We start from the raw sequence: 12,674 nt of genomic DNA, 5'->3' as shown, positions 1-12,674 counted from the left end.
TATGTCCCACTCGCTTAAAAAGATGACCCTTACCGGGCTCATCCTGATGATTTTTACCTCAGTGTTTGGCTTTGCCAACAGCCCGTCGGCTTTCTATCTGATGGGCTACAGCGCGACGCCGTTTTATATCGTTTCTGCCCTGTTCTTCTTTATCCCGTTTGCGCTGATGATGGCGGAGATGGGCTCGGCTTACCGAAAAGAGGAGGGCGGCATTTATTCGTGGATGAACAACAGCGTCGGCCCCCGTTACGCGTTTATCGGTACGTTCATGTGGTTTTCATCCTACGTCGTCTGGATGGTCAGCACGGCGGCTAAGGTCTGGGTGCCGTTCTCCACGTTTCTCTTCGGTGCGGATAAAACCCAGGTCTGGTCTCTGGCGGGGCTGAGCTCCACGCAGGTGGTCGGTATTCTGGCGGTGTGCTGGATGGTGGTGGTTACGCTGGTCGCCTCGAAAGGCATCAACAAAATTGCCCGTATCACCGCGGTGGGTGGAATTTCAGTGATGTGTCTGAACCTTGTGCTGCTGCTGGCCAGTATCGCCATCCTGTGCCTGAACGGGGGGCATTTCGCGCAGGAGGTGAATTTCGTTTCATCACCTAATCCGGGCTATCAGTCCGGGCTGGCCATGCTCTCCTTTGTGGTATTTGCCATCTTCGCTTACGGGGGGATTGAAGCCGTAGGCGGGCTGGTCGACAAAACAGAGAACCCGGAAAAGAACTTCGCCAGAGGCATTATCTTTGCCGCCATCGTCATTTCCATTGGCTACTCGCTGGCGATTTTCCTCTGGGGCGTCAGCACCAGCTGGCAGCAGGTGTTGAGCAACAACACCACCAACCTCGGCAACATCACCTACGTTCTGATGAAAAGCCTGGGGATGACGCTGGGTAACGCCATGAACCTGACGCCGGAAGTCTCGGCCACCCTGGGGATCTGGTTTGCGCGTATCACCGGCTTGTCGATGTTCCTGGCCTATACCGGCGCGTTCTTTACGCTGATCTACTCCCCGCTGAAGGCAATCGTTCAGGGTACGCCAAAGGCGCTGTGGCCTGATCGTATAACGCAGCTAAATACTGCCGGTATGCCCGCAAACGCCATGTGGATGCAGTGCCTGCTGGTGTGCGTGTTTATTTTGCTGGTGTCGTTTGGCGGGGATACCGCGTCGGCGTTCTACAACAAGCTAACCCTGATGGCGAACGTGTCGATGACGCTTCCGTACCTGTTCCTGACGCTGGCGTTTCCCTTCTTCAAGGCGAAGCAGGGGCTGGAGCGACCGTTTGTGATCTTCAAAACCCGCACGGCAACGCTGCTGGCGACTACCGTTGTGGTGCTTGTCGTGGCGTTTGCCAACATCTTTACCGTTATTCAGCCAGTGGCAGAGGCCGGTGACTGGAGCAGCGCGCTGTGGATGGTCGGCGGTCCGATCTTCTTCTCGCTGCTGGCAATGGGAATTTATGAGAATTACCGCCGTCGCCCGACGGCCTGCGTAGCAGACGTCGCGCAGTAGGCTAAAACCCCCTCCCGACGGGGAGGGGGAAAAGATTACAGACTGCCGGCCGGGCGCGAACGCGCCGCAGACGTTAACGTTCGTCCCGTTTTGCGTCCGTCCAGCGTTTCCAGACGCATCTGGAACGGCGGGAACGGCATATCAATACCGTGCTCGCGGAAGCCTGCCAGGATCAGCTGGTGGATCTCATGGCGCAGCGGCATACGGTGCCCCATCTCCGCGGCGTAGATACGCAGCTCGAAAATCTGGATCCCCTGCTGCAAATCCACCAGGAAGACTTCCGGTGGCGGGTTGTCGATCACCAGAGAACAGCGTTCCGCAGCGGTATAGAGGATCTGGGTTACCTCTTCGCTGTTGGCATCCGACGGTGCCGGTACGGTCAGCACCACGCGCGTGACGGAGTCAGACAGCGACCAGTTGATAAACTGCTCGGTGATGAACGCCTTGTTCGGCACGATGATCTCTTTCCGGTCCCAGTCGCTGATGGTGGTTGCGCGGGTGTTGATCTTGGTAACGCTGCCGGTTAAATCGCGAATAGTCACCGTATCGCCAATGCGAATCGGCTTTTCAAACAGAATGATCAGGCCGGAGACGAAGTTGGCAAAGATCTCCTGCAAACCGAAGCCGAGGCCCACGGTCAGGGCGGCGACCAGCCATTGCAGCTTTGACCATTCGATCCCAATCATCGAGAAGCCAACCAGCCCACCAAACAGCATGATTAAGTATTTGGTGATGGTGGTGATCGCATAGCCCGTGCCGGGGGTTAAATCCAGATGCTGCAACAGCGCCAGCTCCAGCAGGGCCGGGAAGTTACGTATCAGCTGCGTGGTGATGATCAGCACCAGAATCGCAATCAACACGGCGCCTAAGGTGATTGGCTCAAGGCTTTCCACTCCCTGCACCGTAGAGGTTACATCCCATAAAGAGATGTTCTCCAGGAAGCCAAACGCGGAGTGGATTTCCGACCACAGGAAGATAACCGACAGCAGGGCGACCAGCATGAGAATGGAGCGCACCAGCCGCAGAGACTGGGTGCTGATGGCATCCAGATCCAGCTCGACTTCATCTGCGTCCGTCGCCCCCTCGGTACTGTTAACGTGGTTCGGCTCTTCTTCGCCGCGCGCGCGCTGGGCCAGGATTTCCGCACGACGGTGTTTGGCACGGTCAAAGGCCAGCCGACGCCGCTGGATCAGCATGCCGCGGCGGATAACGTGGTACACCACCAGCAGCAGGAACCAGATCGCAACCGACGTTTCCAGACGGGCGAGCAGCGCCTGCGCCGTGGCAAGGTAACCGACGGCCGCCGCCAGCATCGCCGCCAGCGGCGCGCCGAGCAGCAGGTTCCACAGCAGACGGTTAAACATGTTATCGCCAGTGCCGGACTTATCGAGATAGAGCGGGATCCCGGCGCGCTTCAGGCTGAGCGTCACCACCGCTAGCGCCCCGCAGATCAGCATAAAGCACAGGCGCCCCAGCGATCCGGAGAACTCCCGGTCATTGAGGTTATCGAACATGATCAGCGCCATAATCAGCGGCACAATCAGCCCGATACTCATCAGGTAGTAGCGCATCGCCCGCGCAACGCGGTTTCGCGGCCAGCCAAAGTGGGCGATAAACAGACCGTTTGGCCGCGCGAACGTGGCGCAAATCATCACGACCCACAGCAGCGGCACGGTGGCGGTCACGCCATCACCAATCGCGACGGCGAGCGGGTAAGGCCAGGCTTCGCGCAGGCCGTATCCAAGCGTCATCCATAGCACCGGCAGCGGAGACGCAACCAGAATCGACCAGAACACCGTGCGCAGCGTCAGCCAGAAGTGGTCCTGGGTCACTTTCCCCACCCGGGCGCTGGAGCGCTCAAGGAAACGGGTGAAGTGGCGACGGGAATATATGCTGAAGCCCACCAGAATCAATGCCCCCAGCAGCGGGAAGATGGTTTCCTTGCTGGTAATCATCATCACGCTGGCGAGGCCCAGCTGGCTAAAGGTGTCGAGCGAAATGAGGCGGCGCAGATCCTGCACGATTTCAATCGGCCAGGCGAAGGTCATCGGCCGCACGTCAGACGTCCAGAAGAGATAACGGTGCGTCGCCTCGTTCACCTCTTTCAGCGCGTCCTCCAGCTGGCTATTGGAAACTTTCAGCTTTGTCAGCTCCAGGATCAGCGTATCGCCACCCTGTAGCAGAGAGTTCAGCAGCTCACGCTGGGTGCGCAGCTGCGCTTCCAGAATACGGCTCTGCTCGCCGGTGAGCGGCTTTCCGTCGGCCTGACGGATCTGGCGGATTTGCGGCTGCTTGTTGAGAAGATCTTCATAGTGCAGGCGCTGAACGCGCAGCTGCGCCATTTCGGTATCAAGCTGCTGCGGTTTCGGCATCTCCGGCAGGCGAGCAACCTGGGCGCGTAACGCCTCGCCCAGCAGGTTCGACGCGCCAAGCCACTGGGACTGCTCGCGCAGCGTGTTGAGCGCCTGACGAACCTGGAGCGTCTGATTGGTGGCCTGACGCTGCTGCGACGCGACCAAATCCATACGCTGCGCCTGCTGATTCAGCGCGGCGGAAAGCTCGCGGTTAACCTTAAACTGATCGACGATGCCGGCGGGCAGGTTTGCGCTGTTTTCGGCCAGCAGCTCGGTGCTCTCCAGCGCACGTTCAGCTTCACGCTGACGCTGGCTGTTGAGGTGATTTCTGAGGGCCTGGAGATACGCGTCAAGCTGCTCGCTCTGCTTTTGCGCCAGCTCGGAGCGCATACGCGACAGCTCCTGGCGGTTATTAGCGGAAAGCTGCGCCAGCTCAAGCTCATCGACCAGCGCTTTGAGTCTGGCGGATTCCGCCTGTAGCCCAAGATTTTGCGCCTGGTTTTGCGGCGTGCTGCCTGTCTGCGCCCCGAGACGGCGTTCCACCTCGTTCAGCTGACGGCGGGCATCGGTCTGCTGCTGCGGAAGCTGGCTGAGCGAGTCGGCAATTTCACGCGCCCGCTCCTGCTCCTGCTGCGCCTGGCGGCTTTTTTCCAGAAGCTGGCTGCTGACCTGGAGGATCTCCTGGTTCAGCGCCTCGGAGGTCATGCCTGCCGGGACTTCGCGTGGCTCATCGCGCAGGTTAGTTAACTGCGAACGCAGGGTCTGTGAGAGTTTAGGGAAATTGTCGATAACCTGCTGATACTGCTGCGCGCGCTCGAGGGAGCCTTTCCGCTCCTCAAGCGCGTTCAGTGCAGACTGGAGCGACTCAACGGCCTCCGGCTGAGCGGGTTTCGCCGCCTTTGCCTGCTCCAGCTCCTGGGCTATCTGTTTGGCGTCGGGGGCCGTCGCTGCGTACGCCCCCATGCTGAGGCACCAGGCCATCAGTAATACGATAATCGGGCGCACGTCAGCGATCCTTCTGTTGTTAGCCTTCGTCTTTTTTGTCGTCAACCAGCGGGCTGGCGTCGTGTTCGGCTTTGATCTCTTCTTCAGACAGCGGCGCAGGCTCTGCATCCGGCGTCACGAAGGTTTCGGTAGAGATTGCCAGAGGCTGGCCGAGTTTGGTCACTGACAGGCTCTTAAGCTCATCAACCAGGTTAACTTTGCCCGGTGCGAACAGGTTAATCACCGTTGAGCCCAGCTTGAAGCGGCCCATCTCCTGGCCTTTCAGCAGGGCAACGGAGCCTTCTGCTTCACCGGCAGGCCACGTCCAGCGCTTGATCACGCCTTCGCGCGGCGGGGTGATGGTGCCAGCCCAGACGGTTTCGATGCTGCCTACAATGGTCGCACCCACCAGAATCTGCGCCATTGGGCCAAATTCAGTATCGAACAGGCAGATGACGCGCTCGTTACGGGCAAACAGGTTAGGGACGTTTTGCGCCGTCAGGTGGTTTACGGAGAACAGATCGCCCGGCACGTAGATCATTTCGCGCAGGATACCGTTACACGGCATATGAACGCGGTGATAGTCGCGCGGGGAGAGATAGGTGGTGGCGAACGTACCGTTGCGGAACAGGTCCGCCATCAGGTAGTTCCCGGCCAGCAGCGCTTCGAGGCTGTAGTTATGGCCTTTCGCCTGCAAAATTTTGTCGTCTTCAATTTTACCAAGCTGGCTGATCACCCCATCCGCAGGCATGACCAGCACGTTAGGGTCGGTATTCAGCGGGCGCACTTCGTCGCGCAGTGGGCGCACGAAAAATTCGTTAAACGTGCGGTAGCTGGCCGTATCCGGCTTCTGCGCTTCCTTCATGTCGACCTTGTAGTATTTCACAAACAGATCGATGACCAGTTTGGTCAGCCAGCCCGCTCGTTTGCTCGCGCCCCAGCCCGCCAGGCGAGTGAGCCACAGTTTCGGCAGAATGTATTGAAGCGAAAGTTTAAATGAGTTTAACAAGGTAGCCTCCAGGCCATTGTTTTGTCGTTCCTGATCCGGCAGCGCGCCGCCGGAACCTGAAAAAAGGGGGACGATTTTAGCGACGCTTAGCTTAGTTGTCAGTTATCAGAATCAGAAAAGTTTTTACGCGTTTTTACCTGGTCCATGCTTTCGAGAATACGGTGGTAATTTTCGAAACGGGTTTCCGCAATTTCACCGTTCTCTACCGCTTCGCGGATTGCGCAGCCCGGATCGTTGTCATGTTTACAGTCGCGATATTTGCAAGCGCCTAAATAGTCATGGAATTCGACAAATCCGTTGAAGATTTGTTCCGGCTCAAGATGCCAGAGACCAAATTCACGCACGCCCGGAGAGTCAATCACGTCGCCGCCGTGCGGGAAGTGGTAGAGGCGTGAGGCGGTGGTCGTATGCTGGCCGAGGCCGGAGACGTCCGACACATCGTTAGTGAGGATCTCCTGCTGAAGGCCAAGCAGGTTGTTAAGCAGGCTCGATTTACCTACGCCGGATTGCCCTGCAAAGATGCTGATTCGGTCCGTCAGCGCATCTTCCAGCGGCTTCAGGCCATCTTTGGTGCGGCTGGAAACCATCAGTACGCGATAACCGATATGGCGGTAGATATCCATCTGCTCATTCACAAAGGCCATGGCCTCGTCATCCAGCAGATCGATTTTATTCAGGACGATAAGCGGCTCAACCTGCAAGGTTTCGCAGGCCACCAGGTAACGGTCGATAATATTCAGCGAAAGCTCGGGCAAAATCGCCGAAACGATCACAATCTGGTTGATATTGGCGGCAATCGGCTTCACGCCGTCATAGAAATCGGGGCGGGTAAGGACCGACGTGCGTTCATGTACGGCCTCAACAATGCCTTTAACCGTTACCCCTTCCGCTGCCGCTTTGCCTGGACGCCAGACCACGCGGTCACCGGTAACCAGTGAACGGATGGTGCGACGGATATTGCAGCGGTGGATGTTCCCGTCGGCGGATTCGACATCGGCGTGCATACCGAAGCGGCTAATCACAACGCCTTCTGTCGCTTCGCCAAACAGGTTGTCGTCGTAATCGGGCTTCTCCGTAGTGGTTTTAAGACGGCGCTGGTGATTGGCGTTCACGCGGCGCTGCTGCCCTTTGGAGAGTTTATTTTTACTCAATCGCGCTGGCTCCTGGTCGCCCGTAGCGGGCAAAACCTCTATGATACACTCTAATTAATACTAGTTAACCTGCTACTGCCGGTTATGCGAGAAGGGTGGAAAATAACATGAGCGCGGACGAAAATAACCTGATTTGGATCGATCTGGAGATGACCGGGCTGGATCCCGAGCGCGATCGCATTATTGAGATCGCCACGCTGGTCACCGATGCTAACCTCAATATTCTGGCGGAAGGCCCAACTATTGCGGTGCACCAGTCTGATGACCAGCTTGCGCTGATGGATGAGTGGAACGTGCGAACCCATACCGGCAGCGGGCTGGTGGAGCGCGTGAAGGCCAGCACCATGGGCGACCGCGAAGCGGAGCTGGCGACGCTTGAATTTCTGAAGCAGTGGGTGCCCGCAGGAAAATCGCCTATCTGCGGCAACAGCATTGGCCAGGATCGTCGTTTCCTGTTTAAGTACATGCCGGAGCTGGAGTCCTACTTCCACTACCGCTATCTGGACGTGAGCACCCTGAAAGAGCTGGCCCGCCGCTGGAAACCGGAAATTCTCGACGGCTTCAAAAAGCAGGGGACGCACCAGGCAATGGACGACATCCGCGAGTCTGTGGCGGAGCTGGCGTACTATCGCGAAAACTTTATTAAGCTGTGATTTTGCGATCCGGCGCCTTGCGCGGCCGGGTTTTTGTCGTTAAATTGTTCAGCTTGCCGATTAAATAAGCACTTGAACTTAATTTCGAAAAAATCGCTTTGAGGGGGGTTGCAGCTAAACGGATTTCTCGTATAATGCGCCTCCCGTAACGACAGAGAATTACACGTTACGACAGCAACAAAAGCAGTACAGATTTGCGGGAATAGCTCAGTTGGTAGAGCACGACCTTGCCAAGGTCGGGGTCGCGAGTTCGAGTCTCGTTTCCCGCTCCAAATTTTTACTTCTTATCAAAATCATCCACAGCGAGTTTCGTCGTTGGGGACATTTTTCGTTGTATTTGAAATACTCTTGTAAACAGAGTTATCCACAGAAAAGTCGCTAAACCAGAACCGTTCAAAAAGTTAGCAGGGTGAATGAAATTCTCCTAATTGCATGAATTATATTGATAAAATTTCATGTCAAAATGTTATTGAGATCACTTGACCTGTTTGCTAAGCCTGATGGCGCCTGAGTTCCTATTTTTATTCACAGGCTGTGAATATATCACGCATCCCGCGGAAGCCCTTTTTCAATGACCCTGACCAGACGCTGTTTTTTCGGTAACTGCACCTCGACCACGCAGGCATTTCGCTTCTCGATTTGCTGCGCAATCGCCCATTCTATGTGTTCATCGAGAAGTGGGTGCTCACCTCTTCGGCTTTCGAGCGCCTGAATATTCGCTTCATCCCACGGGGCATTGCCCAGCGCGACGGCCACATTTCGCAGCCAGCGCAGATGGCCGATACGACGAATGGCGGAACCTTCCGTCACTTTCAGGAACCAGGCTTCGGTCCAGGCAAACAGCTCGATTAACGGCGGGGCATGTAACGCCTTGCGCGGGCTAAAATCTTCTTCGTCCGTCAGCTGTGAATAGCGGTTCCACGGACAGATCAGCTGGCAGTCATCACAGCCGTAGATGCGGTTGCCGATAAGCGGGCGGAATTCCTCCGGAATAGCCCCTTCCAGTTCGATCGTGAGGTAGGAGATACAGCGACGCGCATCAACGGTATACGGCTCAACGATAGCGCCCGTTGGGCAGATGGTCATACAGGCCACGCAGCGCCCACAGCCTTCTTCCACCGGGCCGTCTACCGGCAGCGGTAAATCAATCAGCAGCTCGCCCAGGAAAAAGAACGAGCCCGCGTCGCGGCTTAAGATAAGTGAGTGCTTACCTGTCCAGCCAAGCCCGGCTTTTTCAGCGATTGGACGTTCCAGAATAGGCGCAGAATCAACAAAGGGTCTAAAATTCAGCGAAACACAGTGCTGCTGAATGGTTTCCCCGAGCTTTTTTAGGCGGTTGCGCAGAAGCTTATGGTAATCACGCCCCAGAGCGTAACGGCTGACGTAGCCCAGAGAGGGATTTTTTAGCGTACGCGCAAAGGCCGCACTGGCGGGAAGATAGTTCATGCGTACGCTAATGACGCGTAACGTACCCGGCAAAAGCTCGTGAGGGCGGGCACGCATCATGCCGTGACGCGCCATCCACTCCATTTCGCCGTGATATTGTTTATCCAGCCATGCCTGTAGCTTAGGCTCGCTGGCAGAGAGATCGGTGTCGGTGATACCGACCTTCTGGAAGCCCAGTTCAGCACCCCACTGTTTTATTTTTTGCGCTAATTCATTGAGATCGAGGGGCTGTGACATGACGGACCATACTGTGAAGAAAAACCCCGCAAGTATACCACATTCCATCTGGCATGCGGATGACCTCCGACGCGCCGAAAAAGAGGCCGCAGACAGCCTGGGCATCACCCTTTATGAGCTGATGCAGCGCGCGGGCGAGGCGGCGTTCAACGTTGCGCGCATGGCCTACCCGGATGCGTCGCATTACCTGATATTGTGCGGGCACGGCAATAACGGTGGCGACGGCTATGTCGTGGCTCGTCTGGCGGTGGCGGCGGGGCTGCGCGTCACCCTGCTGGCGCTGGAGAGTGATAAACCGCTGCCGGAAGAAGCCGGTACGGCGAGAGAAGCCTGGCTGAATGCCGGGGGCATTATTCACGCGCCTGATATCGCCTGGCCCGATGACGTGGACGTGATTGTTGATGGGCTGCTGGGAACGGGACTGATGCGCGCCCCTCGCGATAACGTCGCCGCCCTGATTGCGCGCGCCAACGCGCATCCCGCTCCGGCGATTGCGCTGGATATTCCCTCCGGCCTGATGGCGCAAACCGGCGCGACGCCGGGAGCGGCGATCGAGGCCGCGCATACCGTGACCTTTATCGCCCTGAAGCCGGGCCTGCTTACCGGCAAGGCGCGGGACGTGGTGGGTATCCTGCACCACAACGCGCTGGGGCTGGAAAACTGGCTGGCGGGGCAGGAAACCCAGCTTTCCCGCTTTGATGCCTCTCAGCTTGCACGGTGGCTGCCGCCGCGCCGGCCCACGTCCCATAAGGGCGACCATGGTCGGCTGGTGATTATTGGTGGCGATAGCGGTACCGCAGGCGCGATTCGCATGGCCGGAGAAGCGGCCCTGCGCAGCGGTGCCGGTTTAGTGCGCGTGCTCACCCGCAGCGAAAACATTGCGCCGATCGTTACCGCGCGTCCGGAACTGATGGTCCACGAGCTTACCCCGCAGTCGCTGGAGGAGAGCCTCGAATGGGCGGATGTGGTGGTAATTGGCCCCGGGCTCGGGCAACAAAGCTGGGGTAAACAGGCCCTGCAAAAAGTCGAGAACTTTCGTAAACCGATGCTGTGGGACGCCGACGCGCTTAACCTTCTGGCAATAAATCCGGATAAGCGTCACAATCGCATTCTGACGCCACACCCCGGCGAAGCCGCGCGGCTGCTTAACTGTAGCGTGGCAGAAATTGAAAGCGATCGCTTACTTTCTGCCCAACGTCTGGTAAAACGTTACGGAGGTGTTGCCGTTTTGAAAGGGGCGGGAACCGTCATCGCCAGCGATGACGCCGTGGGCATTATTGATGCCGGTAATGCAGGCATGGCGAGCGGCGGCATGGGCGATGTGCTCTCCGGCATCATTGGCGCATTGCTCGGACAGAAACTTCCCCTTTATGATGCAGCCTGTGCTGGCTGCGTGGCCCACGGTGCGGCGGCTGACGGGCTGGCTGCCCGTTATGGCACGCGCGGTATGCTGGCCACCGATCTTTTTTGCACGCTGCGGCGTGTTGTTAACCCGGATGTGATTGACGTAGAAAATGACTAATCGAGCGATTCCTTTACCTGATGAACAAGCCACTTTAGATCTCGGCAAGCGCGTGGCGCAGGCCTGTCAGGGGGCGACCGTCATTTATCTGTATGGCGATTTAGGCGCGGGTAAAACAACCTTCAGCCGCGGTTTTTTGCAGGCGTTAGGCCATAACGGGAACGTAAAAAGCCCGACCTACACGCTGGTAGAACCGTACACGCTTGAAAATATCATGGTGTACCACTTTGATTTATATCGTCTTGCGGACCCGGAGGAGCTGGAATTTATGGGGATCCGCGATTACTTTGCCAACGACGCCATCTGCCTGGTGGAGTGGCCGCAACAAGGTGCGGGTGTGCTGCCTGACCCGGATGTCGAAATTCACTTAGATTACCAGGCACAAGGGCGTGAGGCGCGCATCAGTGCGGTTTCCTCATCAGGCTGTTCCTTACTGGCGCGTTTAGCCGGTTGAGCGTAGGGATAACGGGATGATTAATCGCGTTAAAAGTTGGGTGTTGGCTGCCACGGTACTGCTGTGCGCGCAGGCCGGGGCGGCAAGCCTCTCGGATATTCAGGTGTCGAATGGCGATAGCCAGGCCCGCATTACGTTCAGCTTTATGGGCGATCCTGAATATGCTTTTTCACAAATCGACAGCCGCAGCGTGGCGCTCGATATTAAACAGTCCGGGGTGATCCAGGGGCTGCCGCTTCAGTTCAGCGGTAATAATCTGGTGAAAAGCATCCGTTCGGGTACTCCGAAGGATGCCCAGTCTCTGCGCCTGGTGGTTGACCTCACCGAAAAAGGCAAAACGAAGGCGGTTAAGCAGCAAAACGGCGCGAATTATACGGTGGTCTTCACCATCAATGCCGACGTGCCGCCACCACCGCCTGCACCCGTTGTGGCAAAGCGCGTAGAGGCACCGGTGTATACCTCACGACCGTCTGAGCCTGCCCGTAATCCGTTTAAATCACAAAATGACCGTCTTACCGCCGTGACCAGCAGCAACACGGTGACGCGTCCGGCGGTCAGCGCGCGACGTACGCCAGCTAGCGGCGATAAGGTGATTATCGCCATTGACGCCGGACACGGCGGGCAAGATCCCGGCGCGATTGGCCCGGGCGGCACGCGTGAGAAAAATGTCACCATTGCCATTGCCCGCAAGCTGCGCGCGCTTCTGAATGACGATCCGATGTTTAAAGGCGTGTTAACCCGCGACGGGGACTACTTTATCTCCGTGATGGGACGCTCGGACGTGGCGCGCAAACAGAACGCCAACTTCCTGGTATCAATTCATGCGGACGCAGCGCCGAACCGTAGCGCCACCGGTGCGTCCGTGTGGGTGCTGTCCAACCGTCGCGCCAACAGCGAAATGGCCAACTGGCTTGAAGAGCATGAGAAGCAGTCGGAACTGTTAGGCGGGGCAGGCGATGTGCTGGCAAACAGCCAGGCCGATCCGTATCTCAGCCAGGCAGTGCTGGATTTACAGTTCGGTCATTCTCAGCGCGTCGGGTATGATGTCGCCACTAACGTACTCAATCAGCTGCAAAGCGTTGGATCGCTGCACAAGCGTCGCCCGGAGCATGCGAGCCTCGGCGTGCTGCGCTCGCCGGATATTCCGTCGATTCTGGTAGAGACCGGCTTTATCAGCAATCACGGTGAAGAGCGTCTACTGGGAAGCGACAGCTATCAGCAGCAAATTGCCGAAGCGATTTATAACGGCCTGCGTAAATACTTTGAGGCGCATCCGCTTCAGTCTGCACCACAGGGCGGTGCAGCCCAGACGGCCAGTGCAGCGCTGCCGGGTGAGATGACCGCGACTAATTAAGGAGAA

The 12,674-nt window shown here is 57.4% G+C and carries 9 protein-coding genes and 1 tRNA gene; 6 read left to right on the top strand and 4 right to left on the bottom strand.

Annotated features, from left to right (window positions below):
• The first annotated feature begins 1 nt into the window (after window position 1).
• Window positions 2–1,504: a glutamate/gamma-aminobutyrate family transporter YjeM gene (gene yjeM / locus IM304_RS07460; RefSeq protein ID WP_193355541.1), complete on the top strand. Its 1,503-nt coding sequence runs from the start codon at window positions 2–4 to the stop codon at window positions 1,502–1,504.
• Between the two features lie 35 nt (window positions 1,505–1,539).
• Here the strand turns inward: yjeM and mscM are convergent, their stop codons facing one another.
• The 3 genes from mscM to rsgA form a co-directional block, all read right to left on the bottom strand.
• Window positions 1,540–4,863, bottom strand: coding sequence for a miniconductance mechanosensitive channel MscM (gene mscM / locus IM304_RS07455; protein ID WP_176608905.1), 3,324 nt, complete (start codon window positions 4,861–4,863; stop codon window positions 1,540–1,542).
• 19 nt (window positions 4,864–4,882) lie between these two features.
• Window positions 4,883–5,851 carry an archaetidylserine decarboxylase gene (asd, locus tag IM304_RS07450; protein ID WP_176608904.1) on the bottom strand — a complete coding sequence of 323 codons (969 nt, stop codon included), beginning with the start codon at window positions 5,849–5,851 and terminating at the stop codon, window positions 4,883–4,885.
• A gap of 98 nt (window positions 5,852–5,949) precedes the next feature.
• A complete protein-coding gene (gene rsgA, locus IM304_RS07445; protein ID WP_176608903.1) occupies window positions 5,950–7,002 on the bottom strand; it encodes a small ribosomal subunit biogenesis GTPase RsgA in 1,053 nt (350 codons plus the stop codon).
• Window positions 7,003–7,109: 107 nt separating this feature from the next.
• Here rsgA and orn point away from each other — a divergent pair, with 107 nt between their 5' ends.
• Together orn and IM304_RS07435 are read left to right on the top strand one after the other, a co-directional pair.
• A complete protein-coding gene (gene orn / locus IM304_RS07440) occupies window positions 7,110–7,655 on the top strand; it encodes an oligoribonuclease (protein ID WP_013095280.1) in 546 nt (181 codons plus the stop codon).
• Between the two features lie 196 nt (window positions 7,656–7,851).
• Window positions 7,852–7,927, top strand: a tRNA-Gly gene (locus IM304_RS07435).
• 271 nt (window positions 7,928–8,198) lie between these two features.
• Here IM304_RS07435 and queG read toward each other — a convergent pair.
• Window positions 8,199–9,338 carry a tRNA epoxyqueuosine(34) reductase QueG gene (queG, locus tag IM304_RS07430; RefSeq protein ID WP_148421849.1) on the bottom strand — a complete coding sequence of 380 codons (1,140 nt, stop codon included), beginning with the start codon at window positions 9,336–9,338 and terminating at the stop codon, window positions 8,199–8,201.
• Here queG and nnr point away from each other — a divergent pair.
• From nnr to amiB, 3 genes are read left to right on the top strand one after another with little or no spacing between them, the layout of a single operon-like run.
• On the top strand, window positions 9,337–10,860 hold the full coding sequence (gene nnr, locus IM304_RS07425; RefSeq protein ID WP_193354888.1) for a bifunctional ADP-dependent NAD(P)H-hydrate dehydratase/NAD(P)H-hydrate epimerase: 1,524 nt from the start codon (window positions 9,337–9,339) through the stop codon (window positions 10,858–10,860). The genes queG and nnr overlap by 2 nt on opposite strands.
• Window positions 10,853–11,314: a tRNA (adenosine(37)-N6)-threonylcarbamoyltransferase complex ATPase subunit type 1 TsaE gene (gene tsaE, locus IM304_RS07420; protein WP_003855970.1), complete on the top strand. Its 462-nt coding sequence runs from the start codon at window positions 10,853–10,855 to the stop codon at window positions 11,312–11,314. The genes nnr and tsaE overlap by 8 nt, the downstream gene beginning before the upstream one ends.
• A gap of 16 nt (window positions 11,315–11,330) precedes the next feature.
• Window positions 11,331–12,668 (top strand): N-acetylmuramoyl-L-alanine amidase AmiB, encoded by a 1,338-nt coding sequence (gene amiB, locus IM304_RS07415; protein WP_193354887.1) that lies wholly within the window; start codon window positions 11,331–11,333, stop codon window positions 12,666–12,668.
• Window positions 12,669–12,674 lie beyond the last annotated feature (6 nt).

This window comes from Enterobacter cloacae complex sp. P40C2, from assembly GCF_014930695.1.
Lineage (GTDB): Bacteria > Pseudomonadota > Gammaproteobacteria > Enterobacterales > Enterobacteriaceae > Enterobacter > Enterobacter pasteurii.
The sequence above is the reverse complement of the archived record's forward strand: the minus strand, read 5'-3'. Positions and strand labels throughout refer to the sequence as shown.

What these genes read in the sequence shown, in the direction of transcription:
- yjeM (WP_193355541.1), top strand. Translation starts at nt 2, where the DNA reads ATGTCCCACTCGCTTAAAAAGATGACCCTTACCGGGCTCATCCTGATG.
- orn (WP_013095280.1), top strand. Translation starts at nt 7,110, where the DNA reads ATGAGCGCGGACGAAAATAACCTGATTTGGATCGATCTGGAGATGACC.
- nnr (WP_193354888.1), top strand. Translation starts at nt 9,337, where the DNA reads ATGACGGACCATACTGTGAAGAAAAACCCCGCAAGTATACCACATTCC.
- queG (WP_148421849.1), bottom strand. Translation starts at nt 9,338, where the DNA reads ATGTCACAGCCCCTCGATCTCAATGAATTAGCGCAAAAAATAAAACAG.
- tsaE (WP_003855970.1), top strand. Translation starts at nt 10,853, where the DNA reads ATGACTAATCGAGCGATTCCTTTACCTGATGAACAAGCCACTTTAGAT.
- amiB (WP_193354887.1), top strand. Translation starts at nt 11,331, where the DNA reads ATGATTAATCGCGTTAAAAGTTGGGTGTTGGCTGCCACGGTACTGCTG.